The following is an 18,952-nucleotide window of genomic DNA, read 5'->3' as shown; positions in this document are numbered from 1 at the left end:
AGACAGACATGGACCCCCTCAGCTGGACTGGCCAAATTGCCTTCCTGACCCCCTTGCTCACCCTGGTTTTTGGCCTTCTGGGCCTCTCGGTGCTCTCTTGGATCGTGCTCAATGCGGTGCTGCCAGAAAACCGCGCCATCAATAGCGCCGGCGGCAGCCTGAGCCTCAGCTCTGGGCCGCGTGATATTGCCAGCCTGGCGGTAAAGCTCTGCTTTCTGGCGGCAACCCTGCTGATCTTTAGCTACCTGGTGCTGGGACTTATTCTCGGCACGCAGGCCGGCATCATTGGAGCGATGGCACGGCAGTTCCTACCCGTTTGGATCGCTTTGGTTCTGCTTTTCACCCTGTCGATCGCTTTCAAACGGCGGCTGGGCCTTTATGGCAAACTGTTTGACAGCCCCATCGGGATGATCGGCTTTGCGCTGGTGATGTTCTGGGTCTTCACCGGCGTCTTTGGCGCCTTTGACATGATCGTCACCCATGATGACCCGCTGGCGCAAATCTCTGGCCTTAAGAATAAGGTCCCCGGCACTCCCCTGCGCAGCCCTGGTGAGGGCGATTTCCAGTGGTATCTTCTGGGCGGTGATAATCTGGCCCGTGACGTCTTTAGCCGAACGGTCAAAGGCGCCTGGGAAGTAGTCAAGATTGCGCCTCTCGCGACCCTTTTTGCCTTTATGGTTGGCATAACTCTTGGCCTGCCCGCAGGCTACTTTGGTGGGCGTCTGGACACGCTTTTGTCCTTTCTTGCCAACCTGATCCTGGCCTTCCCGGTGATCTTGCTGTTCTACCTGCTGGTCACGCCTGAAATCGTGCAAACAGGTCTGCCACAATACATGGCAATTGTGCTGTTTTCCTTTCCGCTGATCTTCTTTGCCGTTTTGATCAACTCGCGGTTTCGCACCCAGCCGTCGAAAAATTATCTGTGGCTTGCCATCGTACTGCTGCCGCTGCTGATGCTCTATCTGTTGGTGGTAAATGACCCCGGCTCCAAGGTCGATTTCCTCACCAAAACCATCGATATCATTGACATCCCCGGCGGCATTCTTGTGGTCTTTGTCTCGGTGGTCTTTGTGAACTCTCCCACGGTGTTTCGCATCGTGCGCGGCCTCGCCATGGATATCAAAACCCGTGACTATGTGGCTGCGGCCCAGACCCGGGGAGAGCGGCCCTGGTACATTATGCTCTGGGAAGTGCTGCCCAATGCACGCGGGCCTTTGATTGTCGATTTCTGCCTGCGCATTGGCTATACCACCATCCTGCTTGGCACCCTTGGATTCTTTGGGCTGGGCCTGCCGCCGGAAAGCCCCGATTGGGGCTCCACCATCAATGAGGGCCGTAAGCTTTTGATGATCTATCTGCACCCGGCACTGCCGCCGGCGATTGCGCTGCTCAGCATGGTGCTTGGCCTTAATCTGTTGGCGGATGGTCTGCGCGAAGAGAGCCTGAAAGACTAAAACCATCTCCTATCGAGGGCCCGCATCACCGGGCCTTCGCCACTGAACAAGACAGGTCCCGGCCAGATCACGGCACGCAGGACCGCTCCAGACAGGGAGACCCATGAGATGAACAAACTGGCAGAACACAACGGCCCGACCCTCGAGATCGAAAAACTGTCGTTTTCTTTTTTCACCCGCCTGCGCGAAATCCCCGCCGTGATGGATTTTTCTGTCGCGGTACAGCCGGGCGAAGCGGTTGGACTGGTGGGCGAGTCGGGCTGTGGCAAATCCACCGTGGCGCTTGGCGTGATGCAGGATCTTGGCAAGAACGGCCGCATCGTTGGGGGCTCGATCAAATTCAAGGGCCGTGACCTGGCCGAGATGAGCGCAGAGGAGCTGCGCGATGTGCGCGGTAACGAGATCGCCATGATCTACCAGGAACCGATGGCCAGCCTGAACCCGGCCATGAAAATCGGGCGACAACTGATGGAAGTGCCGATGATCCACGAAGGGGTCAGCGAACAGGAGGCCCGCAGTCGTGCGCTGGAGGTGGTGACAGATGTGCGTCTGCCCGACCCCGAGCGCATGCTGAACTCCTATCCGCATCAGCTCTCTGGCGGCCAGCAGCAGCGCATCGTGATTGCCATGGCCCTCATGTCCAAACCGGCGCTGCTGATCCTGGATGAGCCCACAACCGCGCTGGACGTCACTGTCGAGGCCGCCGTTGTGGAGCTTGTCCGCGATCTTGGCAAAAAATACGGCACCTCGATGCTGTTTATCAGCCATAATCTGGGGCTTATCCTGGAAACCTGCGACAGGGTCTGCGTGATGTATTCCGGCGAGGCGGTTGAGCGCGGCTCAATCGCGGATGTGTTTGACGATATGCAGCACCCCTATACCCAGGCGTTGTTCCGCTCGATCCCGCTGCCCAGTGCCGACAAAAACGCCCATCCGCTGGTCGCAATCCCCGGTAATTTTCCACTGCCTCATGAACGCCCGCCCGGCTGTAACTTTGGCCCGCGCTGCGACTATTTCGAGGCCGGGCGCTGCGATAGCGGCCAGATCCCGATGGCGGATGTGGCAGGTAATGACCGGCACGCGACGCGCTGTGTGAAATTCCAGGAGATCGACTGGAACGCCCCGATTGAAATCGGTGAGCAAAAGGAAAAGACCGAACCCGGCAAGGTGGTTCTGAAGATCGAGAACCTGAAGAAATACTATGAGGTGGCGGCAAATGCCCTGTTTGGCGGCGGTGCCAAGAAGGTCGTCAAAGCCAATGAAACCCTGAGCTTTGAGGCCCGCGAATCTGAAACACTGGCCATCGTCGGAGAGTCCGGGTGCGGTAAATCCACCTTTGCCAAGGTCCTGATGGGGCTGGAGACCGCGACAGAAGGCCAAATCCTGCTGGATGGCCAGAACATCGAACAGACCGCGATCGAGGCGCGTGACACCCGCACCATTTCAGATGTGCAGATGGTATTTCAGAACCCGTTTGACACCCTGAACCCTTCGATGACTGTGGGGCGCCAGATCATCCGGGCGCTGGAAATCTTTGATGTGGGCACCAGTGATCAGGAACGACAGCAGCGCATGCTAGAGCTGCTGGACCTTGTGAACCTGCCGCGTGCCTTTGCCGAGCGGATGCCGCGACAGCTGTCGGGCGGGCAAAAGCAACGGGTTGGCATCGCCCGCGCCTTCTCTGGCGGGGCCCGGATTGTGGTCGCAGACGAGCCGGTCTCGGCGCTGGATGTCTCGGTGCAGGCGGCGGTGACGGATTTGCTGATGGAGATCCAACGCAAGGAAAAGACCACGCTGCTGTTTATCAGCCATGATCTGTCAATCGTGCGCTATCTCAGTGACCGGGTGATGGTGATGTACCTTGGCCATGTGGTTGAGCTGGGCAGTACCGATCAGGTTTTTGCACCGCCCTATCATCCCTATACAGAGGCGCTGCACAGCGCGGTTCCGATCGCCGACACATCCATCGTCAAAGAACATATCGTGCTGGAAGGAGATATCCCATCAGCGATGGACCCACCCAGTGGCTGCCCCTTCCAAACCCGGTGTCGCTGGAAAAACGAGGTTCCCGGCGGGCTTTGTGACAGTGAGGTGCCGCCTGTGCGACAACGGGAGGCCGGACATCAGATCAAATGTCACCTCAGTGATGAGGTGCTGCAGCGTATGAGCCCTGTAATCAAAATGGCCGCCGAATAGCCCTGCCCGCGCCTGCCAGCCCGCCTGCGAATATGCTCGCCTTGCCAATGCCCCTCGTGCTGTCGGCCTGTTGCTTTGACTGCAGGCAAGACGGGGGCATCAAGACAGGGGGATCAAGACAGGCGGCATCAAGACGGGCGGCATAACGGGAGGAGAGCCTTGGTACTCACTCAGCCAAAAGATCCTCATAACGCTGATCTGTCAGCGTTTTCAGAAAGGCCACCAGTGATCAATACGGCGGGCATCCAGCGCGGGCCCATGGGTGAGCTCTTTTACTGACAGTGTCTGCGGCCCCGGAGCCGGACCCCATGCAGCTTTGCTTTCCGGATTGATCTGCGCCGCCTTGGCCTTGCTGTTGTAGCGATTGTAAAACAGCACCACGGTACGCAGATCCTGAAACGCGCCATTGTGCATATAGGGCCCCGTCACCGCCACATTGCGCAGCGTTGGCGTGCGAAATTTACCCCGCTGCGCCGGGTCCTGAACCGCTGGATTAGCCAAAAGCCCCGCATCGACATAGCTCTCGGGCATGCCTGCCAGGCTGACAACATGCGGATTTCGCGGCACCCCGATATTATGATAGCTGTAATCGCTAAAGGTCTCCTGCGCGCCCATCGGGCTTTTGCGAACTGCTGACATTGATTGCAGTTGGTGAACTGCTGTGAAAAGAACAGGACACGGCCCAGCTCTTCCTCCGCTGACAACTCTGCTTTTCCTGCCAGATAGCGATCATATTTACTGTCAAAGGGCGCAAAGGACTCGCTGCGCTCATAAGCGGCAATCGCCTGTGTCATGGCTGCAAAACTCTGGTCTTCATCACGCAGGGCATCAGGTGAAAAAAGTGCTGCAAAGGATTGAATATAAAACTCATTTTTCTGCAGCCTCTGCAGAACAACCTGTTTGTTGGGCAATGCCATCTCAACCGGGTTGAGCGGTGGCCCTGCGGCCTGTTCTTCCAGATCGCGGGCGCGTCCATCCCAAAACAGCCCGCCCCGCCAGACGCCATCCTCATGCAGTTGCAAAGGGGGAACAAAGGCGGCATAGGCGGCTGTTGGCGCGTTGCGATTGCCCAAAGACCGGCCATCATCTCCCAGTGAGAACGCCCCATCGGCAGCACGGCGCGCATCCGCAAACCCCTGCGATGGCTCATGGCAGCTGGCACAGGACTGACTTCGGCTCATGGACAGGTTTGCGTCGTGAAACAGCGCTTCACCCAGTTTTTGCAACTCGGAAAGCTTGTCTTCAGCGCAAGACACCGTGGCTGCGGAGGCAACAATGGCCAGCACCGCGAGATGCAAAACGCCGGGGAGTTTGCAAGTCATTGTTTCAAAGTCATCATGGGCTCCGGGAAAAAAGGCTCTGCCTAAAGGGTGCCCAAACCCATAATGCCGACCTTGATGTAACGCAATTCCTGACAGAAAAAATCAGATTTATCACACCCACGCCCAGAAAGCTGAAGATACTGCGCCGCGCCTGGCCCTTTTGGTCAACTGAGCAGCAGGACCACGATCATCAGAAGGTTCATTGAGGCAAATTGCATCAGCCAGGGATGTTGCCGGCTGCGCAGAGCAACAAATAGCGCCATAGCCACGGATACAATCAGACCAAACACAGACAGACTGCCGCCAATCAAACCGATCAGCCCGGTATCCGGCCCCCAGGGCGCGCCAACCAGTGACATCCCCTTGAGACCAAAGCCAATCAGAATGCCCAGAACTGCCCCCAACAGAGTTGCTCCGACGCTGCGGGCCTTTTCCAGCCCACGTCCTCCCAGAACGCTATCAATCACTTCTTGGGTCGGCACCGCGCCGGGTGTCCACTGGATACGCTCGAGCCGATCGTCAAAGCTTCTGCTGGTCACTTGAATTCCTCCTGAAATCTCAGATCACTAAATCACGGGGAATTTCATAAAATATTAAGGCAAATTAATGACACGTTAACGAGTTTAACGCGGCAATAGGCAGATTTTCGATTTCGGTCACAAGCCTGTCACAAGCCTGTCTCGCACCAGTGCGTACTGCCGACCCGGCGGACCTGCATGTATTCTGCCATCTGCAAGGGAAAAGGCCGCAGTCTGCGCCATAAAATGACCCGTTCACGACGCCCCCAGGGCATCATCTGCGGCGCTTAGCTGCCCCAGATTTTTGCGACATAGTTTTGGGTTTCTTTGTAGGGCGGCACGCCGCCGTATTTTTTCACAGCTTGCGGGCCGGCATTATATGCGGCCAAAGCCAAGCGCCAGGAGCCGAATTTTCTAAATTGTTTTGACAGGTAGCGTGCCCCGCCTTCGAGGTTTTGTTTTGGAACGGAGGGGTCAACCCCCAGGCGGCGGGCCGTGGCAGGCATCAACTGTGCCAGCCCCATTGCCCCCTTATGGGAGACTGCCTCGGGGTTCCAATTGCTTTCTTGTTGCACCAGGCGCAGGAACAGATCCTCGGGAACACCATGTTGGCGCGCCGCCTGACGCGCCATGGTCAGATACTCGCCGCGATATTTCCCAGCGTAGCGCGGGCTGATCGCGCTGACACCCGGGATTGCCTGCGGCTGCAAACGCACCGAATTTTCATACTGCTGCGCCGCCCGGGTATCCAAAACCCGAGTATGGGCCGAAAACAAATCACGTCGGCTTTTGGTGCTGAACATGTCCGCTTCAGCCACGGAGCTCAGGCCAAAACTACCGGCCAGTGCCGCGCTGAAAATCCCAACTGTCAGTGGACGCATGACTGCTCCTCGCCCCTTACCGATACAAAAATATTTTCGCGACTATAGCCGTATTTGTATCAAATGAAAGCAGGCAGGTCATAACAGCCGCCAACGCCCCTGTGCAGATCGGCATAGGGCCGCCCAAAATCACGCCCCACCTGACTGGCCCGCCTGACTGGCCCGCCTGACTGGCCCGCCCAAAAGTTCCGCTTCAGATTCCTGCCTGAAAGCGCCGCCTGACAGGATCCTGGTAAAAACGGGTCAGAGGGGTGCTTTCCACGCCGCGCGCTGGTCTATACTGTTCCACCAACCCAGCGGCTGAGATTCGTTTGATGACCGCTGCGCCCCGCACACAACACAAAATCAAGATAAGAATAAGGACGGACCCCAATGGCCGGCTCAGTCAACAAAGTCATCCTCATCGGCAACCTGGGACGCGACCCAGAAGTGAGATCATTCCAGAATGGCGGCAAGGTTTGCAATCTGCGCATTGCGACCTCGGAAAACTGGAAAGACCGCACCACCGGTGAGCGCCGCGAGCGGACCGAATGGCATTCCGTTGCCATCTTCAACGAAGGTTTGGTGCGTGTCGCCGAGCAGTACCTTCGCAAGGGCTCAAAAGTCTATATCGAAGGCCAGCTCCAGACCCGCAAATGGCAGGATCAAAGTGGTCAGGACCGGTATTCAACCGAAGTCGTGCTGCAGGGCTTTGGCTCAACCCTGACAATGCTCGACGGTCGTGGTGAAGGCGGCGGTGGCCAGGACAGCGGCGGCCAGGGTGGCGGCTATGGCGGCGGCAGCGGCGGCGGCTATGACAGTGGCCCACAACAGGGCGGCGGGTTTGGCGGCGGCTACAGAGGCCCCTCCCACAACATCGACGACGACGAAATCCCGTTCTAAATCCGACAACGACTGGCTAGATTTAACAAAGACTGGCTAAATCCAACAAAGACTGGCGGGAGGTCCTTTCCGCCAGTCTTTTTGTATGCACCACGGCGTAGAACAGCAGGTAAATCGGCCTGTCATTCTGCCAACGCCGTCCCTAGACATAAGCAGCATTCGTTACCCCAGCCTGCGCCAGTGTCGCGCCAATGTCACGGCAGGGGTACAGTGGTACAGAGCGCGTGTTATTGGCACTCAGCCAGGGCATCACTCAGCACAGACAAAACGGCCTCCTTGGGAACATCCGCCGTGACAAAGGCATCCCCAATGCTGCGCGCCAGTATAAAGGTCAGCTGGCCAGCAACCACTTTTTTATCCTGCCCCATCAGCTGCAGCAGTGTCTCGGCATCTGGCAAGGGCCCGTCAATATCTGACAGATCCGTTTTCATCCCCATGGCCTTGAGGTGGGCGCGTACCCGGCTGGGGTCTTCCTGACTGCACAATCCCAAACGGGAGGACAGCTCAAACGCCAGAGCACAGCCAATTGCCACACCTTCACCGTGCAACAGCCGGTCCGAATACCCCGTGGCAGCCTCCAGCGCGTGGCAGAATGTATGGCCCAAATTCAACAGGGCACGATCGCCCTGCTCGGTCTCGTCGCGCACAACAATATCGGCCTTCATCTGCACCGAACGGGCAACGGCTTCAACCCGCTTGGCCATGTCGCCCGCCGCCAGCAAGGGGCCGTTTTCCTCCAGCCAGGCAAAAAACGCCGCATCGCCCAGCATGCCGTATTTCACCACTTCTCCGTAACCTGCCAGAAAATCACGCGTCGTGAGTGTTCCCAAAACTTCGGTGTCGGCCAGCACCAGAGTCGGTTGGTGAAAGGCGCCAATCAGGTTCTTGCCCTGCCGGGCGTTGATGCCGGTCTTGCCGCCAACCGAGCTGTCTACCTGCGCCAGCAAGGAGGTCGGGATCTGAATAAAGCGCACTCCGCGCCGCAGCACCGAGGCCGCAAAGCCGGCCAGATCGCCAACCACCCCGCCGCCAAAGGCCAATATCACGTCGTTGCGCTCAACCTTTTGCTCCAGCAACCATTCGACCGAACGGGTAAACTGTGGCCAGCTCTTGGTGGCCTCCCCGGGTGGCAGCGCCAGCGCCTGCATTTCAATCCCGGCAGCCTGCAGCCCGTCACGCAGGGTCTCAAGGTGCTGCGCTGCGACGGTCTCATCGGTCAGTACCGCCACGCGGGGCCGTTTGAGGAAAGGCGCAATCCGGCGTCCAACGTCCTGCAACAGCCCCGGCCCGATCACCACATCATAGGCGCGCCCCTCCAGGGGTACATGTACCGTACGTTCCATCGTCATTCCTCAAAAACATCGGGGCGCGTCCGCAGGGCTGTCAGCACCCGGTCCACCATTTCTTCGATCGAGGCTTTGCCATCCGAGACAACCGCAAGGTCGGCCTTGGTATAGAGCGGCACCCGCGCTTTATAGAGTTCTGCCAGCGTGGCCCGGGGGTCGCTGGTTTGTAGCAGTGGCCGTGTCTCACGGTGACGCACCCGGTTCCACAACACATCCATATCAGCCTTAAGCCAGATAGCCGCGCCATTGCGCCTGATGGTTTCACGGTTTTCGGCGGCCAAAAAGGCACCGCCCCCCGTCGAGAGCACGCCACATTCTTCGGTCAGCAAACGCGCGATCACCTGACGTTCCTTGCGGCGAAAAAAGGCTTCGCCGTCGCGGGCAAATATCTCGGGGATGGTCATATTGGCAGCGGCTTCGATCTCATGATCGCTATCCAAAAAGGGCACCTGCAGCCGCGCCGCCAGTGCACGGCCTACGGCGGTTTTGCCTGCGCCCATCATGCCGACCATGACGATGGTTTTCTTAAGCCGCCCTGGCTGCCGTATCGGGGCCTCTACCCCGGTCATTTGCTCTTTTTCTCTCATTCTTCCGTGAATGACGTGTTATTGCCAAAAAGGCCATATATAACTTGGGCAAAACACAAAGAAGCAGGCAACGGGTGCGCAATGGGGCGAATTATCAAATATCTAGTGATTATAGGGGTTTTGGCGGTTTTTGGGCTGGTGGCCTATGCCTATATCGGTCCCTGGTTTGGGGCAGATTTCAGCGTGCCCACACAAGAGGTCCGAAAACCGGTGGTTCTGGATGCCGACTAGACGGGGCTTACTGAGGCGCGCGGGGGTGTCCTTTTTCAGCAGTGGCCAGTCTGTACCTAGCGGCCGGTCTGCAACCCGTGGTCCGTCTGTAACCCGTGGCCTGTTTTGCGCCAGAGCCCTGTTGTTAACCAGCTTCCTGTGCGCCGGGCCTGTGGCAGCGCAGGCACCGCTTACGGTGATAGACTGGCTGGGCCAGCCCGATAGCACGGCTCCCCTGCCTAAAACGGTTCTGCTGGAACCGCCGGTGACCGGCAGTGCCGCGCGTCCGCATATCGTCGTCACGCCGCTGCAGGCCTTGTTGCCCCCGATTGGCCTCGTGCCCCCGGCCGCCACTGGCCTGCCGATTGACCTGTGGCGCGGCAGTGACCCACAAGATATCGCTGATCTGATCCACCGGGTCTCTGTGCAGGGCAACCCAGCAATGCAGTCGCTGCTGTTTACCCTTTTGCTGTCGGAAAGCCGCCCTCTGCAGGCCGAAGGCGATAAGGTGCTGCTGGCGCGCCTTGACCGTTTGATAACCCTGGGGGCAACCGACCCGGCGCAGGCCCTGGTGGAACATGCAGGCCCAACCGCCACGGCGAGCCGGTTTCGCCGCTGGTTTTTCACCACGCTGTTGAGCGGCGACGAAGACCGTGCCTGCGCGTCCTTGATAGCATTTCCGTATCTGGCACCGGACTACCGCGCCCGGATATTTTGCGCAGCGCGACGCGGCGATTGGCCAACTGCGGCACTGATGCTGGAATCGGCCCACGCACTGGACCTGATGCCAAAGGAGCAGCTGGCCTTGCTCGACCGTTTTTTGAACCCAGATATTTTTGAGCTCGCTCCGCCGCTGCCGCTGCCGATAAAGCCGGACCCTCTGACCTTCCGCCTCTACGAGGCCATTGGCGAGCGTCTGCCCACAGCGCCCCTGCCACGCGCCTTTTCTGCCGCTGATCTGCGTGACGTGGCCGGCTGGAAGGCGCAGCTTGAGGCGGCCGAGCGTCTGACACGTGCCGGGGCGCTGAACCCCAACCAGCTCTTGGGGCTGTATACTGATCGCAGCCCTGCCGCCTCGGGTGGCATTTGGGACCGGGTCGCCGCCGTGCAGCACTTTGAGGCGGCCCTCAACAGTGCCAGCAGTGACGCGGTCGCCAATGCCCTGCCCGCTGTCTGGCAGGCAGGGCACTGGCCGGGCTTGAAGTCGGGTTTGCCGATCTCTTTTCCACCCAACTTGCCCGGTTCAAACTGAGCGGTGATGCGGCAGAGCTGGCCTGGCGGATCCGCCTTTTGGCGCCAAGCTATGAGATCGCCTCGCACAGCCCCCCGAGCAACAGTCCTGAAAACAACTTCCTTGCGGCATTAGCCCAGGGAACCCCCGGACGTCCTGGCAGCAATACCGCCTCAGAGCCCGCGACTGTCCCCCATACCGAGACGCCAGATCATCAAGAAGACCCCAACGGTAGCAGCGATTTAGCCGCGCAGAGTAAAGCTCCGGATATCTCACCCCTAACACATTCTATCATGCGCGGATTTTCCGATCAGGCCGAAATCCCGGCCAGGCTGCAGATCCTTCTCGACAATGGCCAGCTGGGCGAGGCGATCTTGCGGACGATGGATTTGTTCGCCCGTGGAGCGCAGGGCAATCTTGGCGATCTCAGCCATGCTCTCGCCGCTCTGCGCGCTGTGGGGCTCGAAGACACTGCCCGGCGCGCGACCCTGCAACTGATGCTTCTGGAGCACCGCTGAATGGCTGCTCCGGGCAACGATCTGCAATGGGTTTCGACGTTTCTGGAGGCCCAGGCTGCCGAAGCAGGGGCTGCACGCAATACCCTGCTCGCCTATGGTCGTGACCTAAAGGATGTTGCCACCTGGCTTTTGCATCGCAAGCTTGGGTTCAGCGACGCCAGTCGCGACAACATAGAAGCCTATCTGATCAGCTGTGACGCCGAGGGGCTGTCCCGTGCCACCCGGGCGCGGCGCTTGTCTGCCATTCGCCAACTGTATCATTTCGCCTTTGAGGAAGGCTGGCGTGTGGACAATCCGGCGATCCAGATCAAGGGGCCTGGGCGCGACAAAAGACTGCCCAAAACGCTGGAGGTTATCGAAGTGGACCGCCTGCTTGACGCGGCGCGCCAGACGGGTCGCAAACCGGCGGACCGGTTGCGCAACACCTGCCTGATGGAGCTGCTCTATGCCACAGGTATGCGGGTGAGCGAGTTGATGTCCCTGCCTGTTGCTGCCGCACGGGGCAACCCCAATATGCTGTTGGTGCAGGGCAAGGGCGGCAAAGAACGCATGGTGCCTCTGTCTCCGCCTGCCCGTGATGCGCTGCGGGTCTGGCTGCAGAGCTGGGAAGACGAGGACCACGCGCGACAGCTCAAAGGTCTGCAGGGATCAAAATTTCTGTTTCCCTCCCGGGGCAAAGAGGGACATCTGACCCGGCACTGGTTTTATAGTTTGATCAAGGAGCTCGCCGTGACCGGCGGGGTTGATCCACAAAAAGTGAACCCCCCTACGCTGCGCCACGCCTTTGCGACGCATCTTTTGGCCAATGGCGCTGACCTGCGGGCCATACAGGCTCTTTTGGGCCATGCGGATATTGCAACGACCGAGATCTACACCCATGTGCTGGATGCCCGTCTCAGCGAATTGGTTCTGGAGCACCACCCGCTGTCACGAGGCGGTGAATCCATCGCTGAACGCGACAAAGACAAACCCTAGCCAGAGCCAAACTGCACAGGCACACCAGCTGACATATCGCCGAGCCTAGCATGCCAGAGCTGGCACCGAAATTCTGTCGGGCTGAATGTGACGATGCAACGACCCTTGTCTGCAACGCTGCCGCAGCCCATAACAAACACAGCCGATAACAACCACTGACACAAACTGAATTTGGACCAACCATGGACAACGCCCAAACCGTTTTGGATAGCGCTTTCTGGATCTCTGCCGGAGCCATCCTGCTTCTCCTGGTTCTCTCCGCCTTTTTCTCCGGCTCAGAGACAGCGCTGACTGCCGCCTCTCGGGGCAAGCTGCGCACCCAGGCCGACAAGGGCTCGCATGGGGCTCAGCGCGCGCTTGACGTGACCGAAGACAGCGAACGGCTGATTGGCTCGGTTCTGCTGGGCAACAACCTGGTGAATATTCTTGCCACCTCGCTGGCAACAGCCCTGCTGACCCGGACCTTTGGCGAGAGCGGCGTGGCCTATGCCACCCTGGTGATGACGCTTTTGGTGCTGATTTTTGCCGAGGTCCTGCCAAAGACCTATGCCATTTCCAATGCCGAAAAAGCCGCCTCGGGTGTGGCGTCTATAATTGCCGTTCTTGTAACGGTACTGGCGCCGATTGTGTCGGCCGTGCGCTTTCTTGTCCGCGGCATTCTTGGGCTGTTTGGCGTCCAGATCGACCCGGACAGCCATATCATGGCCGTGCGTGAAGAGATCGCCGGTGCCCTGCAGCTCGGCCATTCTGAAGGCGTGGTCGAGAAAGAAGATCGCGACCGGATTCTCGGCGCTCTGGACCTGTCGGACCGCTTTGTTGAAGAGATCATGCTGCACCGGTCCAATATCCAGATGATCGACGCCGATGCGGAACCAGCCGATATTCTGGAGCAATGCCTGACCTCCCCCCACACGCGCCTGCCCGTGTTTAAATCGGAGAAGGAAAACATCATCGGCATCGTGCACGCCAAGGACCTGCTGCGTGAGATGTATGTCCAGATCGGTGGCCCCGAAGGCGATGCAAGTGCGCTGCGGGATTTTCAGATCACTACGGTGGCCAAGCCGCCCTATTTTGTGCCCGAAACCACCACACTGGACGAGCAGATGCGCCAGTTCCTGCGGATGCGCAGCCACTTTGCATTGGTGGTTGATGAATATGGCGCCCTGCAGGGCCTCATCACGCTGGAAGACATTCTGGAAGAAATCGTCGGCGAAATTACCGACGAGTTTGACCCCGCAGAACAGTCGCTGGTGAAAAAGGAAGCGGACGGCAACTTTGCCGTCGAAGGCGCCACCACCATCCGTGACCTTAACCGGGCCACGGACTGGAACCTGCCCGATGACGAGGCCAATACCATTGCCGGGCTGGTGATACACGAGGCACAGATGATCCCGACCGTTGGTCAGGTCTTCTCGTTTCATGGCTTTCGCTTTGAGGTGACCGCGCGGCAAGGCAACCGGATCACCGCCTTCAAGGTGCGCCCCCTGACATGAGCCGGGCCTATAAATGGTTCGACCAGATCGTGCTGGATCTGCTGCGGCAATTGCGCTGGAGCTTTCTGCCGCCTCTGTTGATCTATTTTGCCTACGGGGTGCAGGGCATCACCTCGGTGGCGGCGACATTCTTTGTCAAAGAATACCTCGATCTTGAGGCTGCCTTTCTGGCGGGACTTGCCTTTTGGGTGGGCCTGCCCTGGGCGCTGAAAATGCCCCTGGGGCATCTGGTCGATCTGATCTGGCGCTGGAAATACCTGTTGATCCTGCTCGGCGCCGGGCTGATGGCAACCAGCTATGGCATCATTGCCGGGCTTTTGATGCTGCCAGATGAGATGGCCCGGATCATGCCTGCCAATGCCTGGTATGTCACCTCGGCCCTGCTGGCGCCCTGTGGCTTTGTGCTGCAGGATGTCGTCGCAGACGCCATGTCTGTCGAGGCCGTGCCGCATCGCACCCCCGAAGGGGACGCATATTCTGTCTCCGACAGCCGCGTTATGCACACCACCATGCAGACTCTGGGACGTATCACCCTGATTGGAGGCTTTAGCGCTGCGGCGGCGATGAATGTCTGGCTGTTTGATGGCGCCGATGCCCTGCCGCAATCTGAAAAGGGCGCGCTTTATGCCCATATCTATCTGCTTGCCCTGGCTGTGCCGCTGCTGTCGCTCTCGGGGATTGCCGTCGCGTTGCTGCAGCGTCTTCACCTTGGCAAAAAACTTCGCCGCATGGGGGTGAGCGCCCTTGAGATCAACGCCCGCCTCACCGTGCCGCGCGATCCCGTTTCAGTGAACTGGTGGTATTTCATCGGCGGCGGCGCCTTTGTGGCGCTGTCGCTGAGTGTCGGGCTCAGCGATGTGCAACAGGCGCAGGAACTGGTTTTTGCCGGCTCCATGCTGATCGTGCTGCTGTTGATGCGGCAGCTTATCAAAGCCCTGACACCGGCGCAGGCCCGGGCGCTGGTGGGCACGGCAATCATCATCTTTGCCTATCGGGCCACGCCTCTGAACGGAGCTGCCGCCACCTGGTTTGAAATTGACGCGCTTGGCTTTGATCAACAGTTTCTCTCGGTCCTGTCGCTGATTTCCTCGCTGCTGACCCTGTTTGGCATGATCCTGCTGCGCCCCCTGATTGCCAATAATACCATCGCCTGGATCGTCATCTTTCTGGCAATCACCGAGGCTCTGCTGAGCCTGCCAAACATTGGCCTGTATTATGGGCTGCACCACTGGACGGCATCTGTGACCGGAGGGTTGGTGGATGCGCGTTTCATCGCCCTGGTGGATACAGCTGTCGAGTCGCCCTTGGGTCAGATCGCCATGATCCCGATGCTGGCCTGGATTGCCCGCAACGCGCCCAGCAATCTCAAGGCGACGTTCTTTGCGGTGATGGCCTCTTTCACAAACCTTGCGCTGTCCGCGGCGAGCCTGGGCACAAAATACCTCAATGAGGTCTTTGTGGTCACCCGCGAAGTCTCGTCCCACACGGGCGAGATCACCACCCCTGCTGACTACACACAGCTGGGGGCGCTGTTGATCACTGTGGCTGTGTTGAAACTGGCGATCCCTATCAGTGCGGTCTTTTTAGTGCAGATCAGCCCACTGCGCAGCAGCGACTAAACGCACTCCTCTGCCCTCAGATTAAATGCGTGCATCTCCGCCGCTTTGTGACTTTTGGTCGGGCAGCGACCGGTTCTGTCGCTTTTTCACTGGATTACTGTTCACTTCTGTACAGAATGAGGAAAAACCTCAACCAGGGAGAAGCCTCATGAAGACCACCACCCGCGTGGCCGTGATCGGCGGCGGTGTCGTCGGCTGTTCAGTCCTTTACCATCTGACCAAACTCGGCTGGTCTGATGTGATGCTGCTGGAACGCTCCGAGCTCACCTCGGGCTCTACCTGGCACGCCGCAGGCGGGTTTCATACTCTCAATGGCGACACCAATATGGCAGCACTTCAGGGCTATACCATCAAGCTCTATCGCGAGTTGGAAGAGATCACCGGCATGTCCTGCGGGTTGCACCACGTGGGCGGGGTGACACTGGCAGACACCCAGGAACGCTTTGACATGATGAAAGCGGAGCGCGCCAAGCATCGCGTCATGGGGTTGGAAACCGAAATCGTCAGCCCCGAAGAGATTGCCAAAATCGCTCCGGCGACCAATATCAAAGGGATCGTTGGCGGGCTTTATGACCCGCTGGACGGCCACCTGGACCCCTCGGGAACCACCCACGCCTATGCCAAGGCCGCCCGCATGGGCGGCGCCACGATTGAAACCCACTGCAAGGTAGTCGAGACCAACCAGCGCCCTGACGGCAGCTGGGATATTGTCACCGACAAGGGATCCATCCACGGCAGAGCATATCGTCAATGCAGGCGGGCTTTGGGCGCGCGAAGTTGGCGCCATGGCCGGGATCTATTTCCCGCTGCACCCGATGGAGCACCAATATATCGTCACCGACGAGGTGCCGATGATTGCCGAGATTATCGACGCTGGCGGCGAACATCCGCATGTGATGGACCCGGCTGGCGAGAGCTACCTGCGCCAGGAGGGTCGCGGCCTCTGCATTGGCTTTTATGAACAGCCCTGCAAACCCTGGGCGGTGGACGGCACCCCCTGGACATTTGGCCATGAGCTGCTGGCGGATAACTTTGACAAGATCGAAGACTCCATTGATTTTGCTTACAAACGCTTCCCCGCCCTTGAGGCGGCTGGGGTGAAATCCGTGATCCACGGACCCTTCACCTTTGCCCCCGATGGCAACCCCCTGGTGGGTCCCGTGCCGGGCGTGCGCAACTATTGGTCCGCCTGCGGTGTCATGGCCGGTTTTAGCCAGGGCGGCGGCGTTGGCCTGATGCTGGCGCAGTGGATGATCGAGGGCGAGCCCGAGCGCGACACCATGGCGCTGGACTGTGCCCGTTTTGGTGACTGGATCACCCCCGGCTACACCCTGCCAAAGGTCATCGAGAACTATCAAAAACGGTTTTCCATCGCCTACCCCAACGAAGAGCTGCCCGCCGCACGCCCCTTTCGCACCACACCGATGTACGACATCTTTGACGGCATGGGCGCCGTCTGGGGTCAGCAATTTGGGCTGGAGGTGCCCAACTATTTCGCCACTGGCGATGAGGCCCGCTTTGAAACCCCATCGTTCCGTCGCTCCAACGCCTTTGCGGCCACGGCCCGCGAGGTTGCCGCGGTGCGCAAGGCGGTCGGCATCAACGAGGTGCATAACTTTGGCAAATACCGGATCAGGGGCACCGGTGCCCGGGCCTGGCTTGACCGCATCATGGCGGGACGGGTGCCACAGCCCGGACGCATCAGCCTGACGCCAATGCTCTCTGCCAAGGGGCGGCTCATCGGGGATTTCACCATCTCTTGTCTTGCCGAGGATGACTTTCAGCTCACCGCCTCCTATGGGGCGCAGGCCTATCACATGCGCTGGTTTCTGAAACATCAGGAGCAGGGCGTTGACATCGAAAACATCTCGGACACCCGGAACGGATTTCAGATTGCCGGCCCTAAAGCCAGACAGGTCTTGCAGGCCTGCACCCGGCAGGACGTCTCAGATATGCAGTTTATGGACGTGCGGCGCATGACGGTAGGCATGGCCGACTGTCTGGTGCAGCGGGTCAGCTATACCGGTGATCTTGGCTATGAGATCTACTGCGACCTTGCGAGCCAGCGCGCGCTGTGGTCGAGCCTGTGGCAGGCAGGGCAGCCGCATGGCATGAAACCTTTTGGTATGCGGGCCATGATGTCGCTGAGACTGGACAAGTTCTTTGGCTCCTGGATGCGGGAATACTCGCCGGACTACACGGCGGCTGAAACCGGGCTGGACCGGTTTATCTCGTTCAAGAAAAATACCGATTTCATTGGACGTGCCGCCGCCGAATCAGAGCGGGCACAGGGCGCCGGTCGCAAGCTCTGCGCCTTTGAGGTCGAGGCGACGGATGCCGATGTTATCGCCTATGAGCCGATCTCGATTGATGGCGAGGTGGTGGGGTTCTGCACCTCAGGGGGCTATTCCCACACGGCGCACAAATCCATCGCCCTGGGGTTTGTGCCAACCAGCAAGGCAGTAGCAGGCCTTCAGATCGAGATTGAGATCCTCGGCGAGATGCACCGGGCCCAGCTGATCACCGAGCCGCTTTTTGACGCCGATGGCGCCCGCATGCGCGGCTAGTTGCAACTGTCTGGTATCTGAGCCAAAGACAAAGCCTCCCGCGCTGCGGGGGCTTTTTTTGCTGGGCACACGAATTCTCTGGCCTTACGCATTGAAATTTCTCAAAATACTGCCGCTGACGGCACCCTTGCGCAGCCAGTGATCCAACGGGAATTTTCATGACGACTATCGCCATTCTTTTGCTGGCCGCTGGCGCCTCCTCCCGGATGGGAGGGCGGGACAAACTGATGGAAGATGTCGACGGCGCGCCACTGTTGTCGCGGATCTGCCACCGGGCCGCGCTGACGGGACTGCCCTGCTATGTCACCGTGCCAGGCCTTTCGCACCCAAGGGTTGCGGCCACCGGCACCGCCAGTGTTATTGACGTTCCGGATGCCTCTGAAGGCATGGCAGCCTCAATCCGAACCGGTGTCGCAGCACTGCCGCACGAGACCGATGCCGTTATGATCCTGCCCTGTGACATGCCCGATCTGGAAACGCAGGATCTGTTGCATCTGGCCGCACATTTTCCCAGCTCTAATTCAAAAAGTCGCAACAGCCCGGTGCTGCGCGCCACTGCCAGTGACGGAACCCCCGGCCATCCGGTGATCTTCCCGCGCCACTGTTTTGCTGCCTTGCGCCAGATCACAGGCGATCAGGGCGCCCGTGCGGTTTTGTCGGAAAACGAGGTCGAATTGGTCGCCCTGCCCGCGCAACGCGCCCTGACTGATCTGGACACACCAGAGGCCGGGTCGCGCTGGCGCGCGTCGCGCGGCAGCCATGAAACTGAAAATGGCCGGGCGAATTCTAAGGACTGAGCCCCGTTAAATGCCAGGGGGACGGCCTTGCCATTTGATGTTTGCAAAGCTCTGGATCACCAGTTTCAAAGCCTGTCAAGCTGCCTGCTGTTCAACTCGCAGCCCGTGCCCCCTGACCACGAAAGGCCCAAACCTTGCTCAGGATAAAACCTCCAACTGCGCTCACTCCTGTGGAAATAACTAAGGACAGCAGGGGCGGCAGGTGAAAAATGACATGCAGGACATACAGAAGCATTTGATTCAGGCCAAACCCCGTCGCGGCGGTGATGGAATAGCGCAGAAGGCTACGCGAAACGGGGCTGCCATGGCCCTGAAACGTGAACAGTTGATGGCCGGTGAAGCTGAGGAAAAAGGCG

Annotated in this window: 14 protein-coding genes and 2 pseudogenes; 9 read left to right on the top strand and 7 right to left on the bottom strand. The window is 59.2% G+C overall.

Features of this window, described 5'->3' with window-relative positions; all coding sequences use genetic code 11:
• Positions 1–8 precede the first annotated feature (8 nt).
• Both B4968_RS14835 and B4968_RS14830 read left to right on the top strand, forming a co-directional pair.
• A complete protein-coding gene (locus tag B4968_RS14835) occupies positions 9–1,454 on the top strand; it encodes an ABC transporter permease (RefSeq protein WP_083100216.1) in 1,446 nt (481 codons plus the stop codon).
• Between the two features lie 108 nt (positions 1,455–1,562).
• Positions 1,563–3,650: a dipeptide ABC transporter ATP-binding protein gene (locus B4968_RS14830; protein ID WP_083100214.1), complete on the top strand. Its 2,088-nt coding sequence runs from the start codon at positions 1,563–1,565 to the stop codon at positions 3,648–3,650.
• A gap of 210 nt (positions 3,651–3,860) precedes the next feature.
• Here the strand turns inward: B4968_RS14830 and B4968_RS24595 are convergent, their stop codons facing one another.
• The 4 genes from B4968_RS24595 to B4968_RS14815 form a co-directional block, all read right to left on the bottom strand.
• Positions 3,861–4,064, bottom strand: a complete 204-nt coding sequence (locus tag B4968_RS24595) for a hypothetical protein (RefSeq protein ID WP_241525767.1) — start codon at positions 4,062–4,064, stop codon at positions 3,861–3,863.
• Between the two features lie 11 nt (positions 4,065–4,075).
• Positions 4,076–4,972 (bottom strand): cytochrome-c peroxidase, encoded by an 897-nt coding sequence (locus tag B4968_RS14825; protein ID WP_241525766.1) that lies wholly within the window; start codon positions 4,970–4,972, stop codon positions 4,076–4,078.
• A gap of 164 nt (positions 4,973–5,136) precedes the next feature.
• The gene (locus B4968_RS14820) at positions 5,137–5,511 is read right to left on the bottom strand and encodes a hypothetical protein (RefSeq protein ID WP_083100212.1); all 375 of its coding nucleotides are present in this window, start codon (positions 5,509–5,511) and stop codon (positions 5,137–5,139) included.
• A 266-nt stretch (positions 5,512–5,777) separates the two neighbouring features.
• Entirely contained in the window at positions 5,778–6,371 is a 594-nt protein-coding gene (locus B4968_RS14815) for a lytic transglycosylase domain-containing protein (RefSeq protein ID WP_083100210.1), read from the bottom strand.
• Between the two features lie 372 nt (positions 6,372–6,743).
• Here B4968_RS14815 and ssb point away from each other — a divergent pair, with 372 nt between their 5' ends.
• Entirely contained in the window at positions 6,744–7,253 is a 510-nt protein-coding gene (gene ssb, locus B4968_RS14810) for a single-stranded DNA-binding protein (RefSeq protein ID WP_083100208.1), read from the top strand.
• 227 nt (positions 7,254–7,480) lie between these two features.
• Here ssb and aroB read toward each other — a convergent pair whose 3' ends face one another.
• The gene (gene aroB, locus B4968_RS14805) at positions 7,481–8,596 is read right to left on the bottom strand and encodes a 3-dehydroquinate synthase (RefSeq protein WP_083100206.1); all 1,116 of its coding nucleotides are present in this window, start codon (positions 8,594–8,596) and stop codon (positions 7,481–7,483) included.
• 2 nt (positions 8,597–8,598) lie between these two features.
• A complete protein-coding gene (locus B4968_RS14800; protein WP_083100204.1) occupies positions 8,599–9,186 on the bottom strand; it encodes a shikimate kinase in 588 nt (195 codons plus the stop codon).
• A gap of 349 nt (positions 9,187–9,535) precedes the next feature.
• On the opposite strand from B4968_RS14800, the pseudogene B4968_RS14795 reads away from it, so the two are divergent.
• From B4968_RS14795 to B4968_RS14770, 6 genes and pseudogenes are all read left to right on the top strand, one after another.
• A pseudogene (locus B4968_RS14795) lies at positions 9,536–11,145 on the top strand (hypothetical protein).
• Complete coding sequence (locus B4968_RS14790) at positions 11,146–12,120, top strand: tyrosine recombinase (protein ID WP_083100202.1); 975 nt, start codon at positions 11,146–11,148, stop codon at positions 12,118–12,120.
• Between the two features lie 182 nt (positions 12,121–12,302).
• Positions 12,303–13,613, top strand: a complete 1,311-nt coding sequence (locus tag B4968_RS14785; RefSeq protein ID WP_083100200.1) for an HlyC/CorC family transporter — start codon at positions 12,303–12,305, stop codon at positions 13,611–13,613.
• Positions 13,610–15,232, top strand: coding sequence for an MFS transporter (locus B4968_RS14780; RefSeq protein WP_083100198.1), 1,623 nt, complete (start codon positions 13,610–13,612; stop codon positions 15,230–15,232). Before B4968_RS14785 ends, B4968_RS14780 begins: the two co-directional genes overlap by 4 nt.
• 148 nt (positions 15,233–15,380) lie before the next feature.
• A pseudogene (locus B4968_RS14775) lies at positions 15,381–17,799 on the top strand (GcvT family protein).
• A 158-nt stretch (positions 17,800–17,957) separates the two neighbouring features.
• The gene (locus tag B4968_RS14770) at positions 17,958–18,596 is read left to right on the top strand and encodes a nucleotidyltransferase family protein (RefSeq protein ID WP_083100196.1); all 639 of its coding nucleotides are present in this window, start codon (positions 17,958–17,960) and stop codon (positions 18,594–18,596) included.
• 91 nt (positions 18,597–18,687) lie between these two features.
• Here B4968_RS14770 and B4968_RS26210 read toward each other — a convergent pair.
• Positions 18,688–18,952 (bottom strand): GtrA family protein (locus B4968_RS26210; protein ID WP_173907550.1); only part of this gene is annotated, 265 nt, incomplete at its 5' end.

The sequence above is a fragment of the Pseudophaeobacter leonis genome (assembly GCF_002087335.1).
In the GTDB taxonomy this organism is placed as follows: Bacteria; Pseudomonadota; Alphaproteobacteria; order Rhodobacterales; family Rhodobacteraceae; genus Pseudophaeobacter; species Pseudophaeobacter leonis.
Note: the sequence above shows the minus strand (reverse complement) of the source record. Positions and strands in the feature narration are given on the sequence as shown.

What these genes read in the sequence shown, in the direction of transcription:
- B4968_RS14835 (WP_083100216.1), top strand. Translation starts at nt 9, where the DNA reads ATGGACCCCCTCAGCTGGACTGGCCAAATTGCCTTCCTGACCCCCTTG.
- B4968_RS14830 (WP_083100214.1), top strand. Translation starts at nt 1,563, where the DNA reads ATGAACAAACTGGCAGAACACAACGGCCCGACCCTCGAGATCGAAAAA.
- B4968_RS24595 (WP_241525767.1), bottom strand. Translation starts at nt 4,064, where the DNA reads ATGCACAATGGCGCGTTTCAGGATCTGCGTACCGTGGTGCTGTTTTAC.
- B4968_RS14825 (WP_241525766.1), bottom strand. Translation starts at nt 4,972, where the DNA reads ATGACTTGCAAACTCCCCGGCGTTTTGCATCTCGCGGTGCTGGCCATT.
- B4968_RS14815 (WP_083100210.1), bottom strand. Translation starts at nt 6,371, where the DNA reads ATGCGTCCACTGACAGTTGGGATTTTCAGCGCGGCACTGGCCGGTAGT.
- ssb (WP_083100208.1), top strand. Translation starts at nt 6,744, where the DNA reads ATGGCCGGCTCAGTCAACAAAGTCATCCTCATCGGCAACCTGGGACGC.
- aroB (WP_083100206.1), bottom strand. Translation starts at nt 8,596, where the DNA reads ATGGAACGTACGGTACATGTACCCCTGGAGGGGCGCGCCTATGATGTG.
- B4968_RS14800 (WP_083100204.1), bottom strand. Translation starts at nt 9,186, where the DNA reads ATGAGAGAAAAAGAGCAAATGACCGGGGTAGAGGCCCCGATACGGCAG.
- B4968_RS14790 (WP_083100202.1), top strand. Translation starts at nt 11,146, where the DNA reads ATGGCTGCTCCGGGCAACGATCTGCAATGGGTTTCGACGTTTCTGGAG.
- B4968_RS14785 (WP_083100200.1), top strand. Translation starts at nt 12,303, where the DNA reads ATGGACAACGCCCAAACCGTTTTGGATAGCGCTTTCTGGATCTCTGCC.
- B4968_RS14780 (WP_083100198.1), top strand. Translation starts at nt 13,610, where the DNA reads ATGAGCCGGGCCTATAAATGGTTCGACCAGATCGTGCTGGATCTGCTG.
- B4968_RS14770 (WP_083100196.1), top strand. Translation starts at nt 17,958, where the DNA reads ATGACGACTATCGCCATTCTTTTGCTGGCCGCTGGCGCCTCCTCCCGG.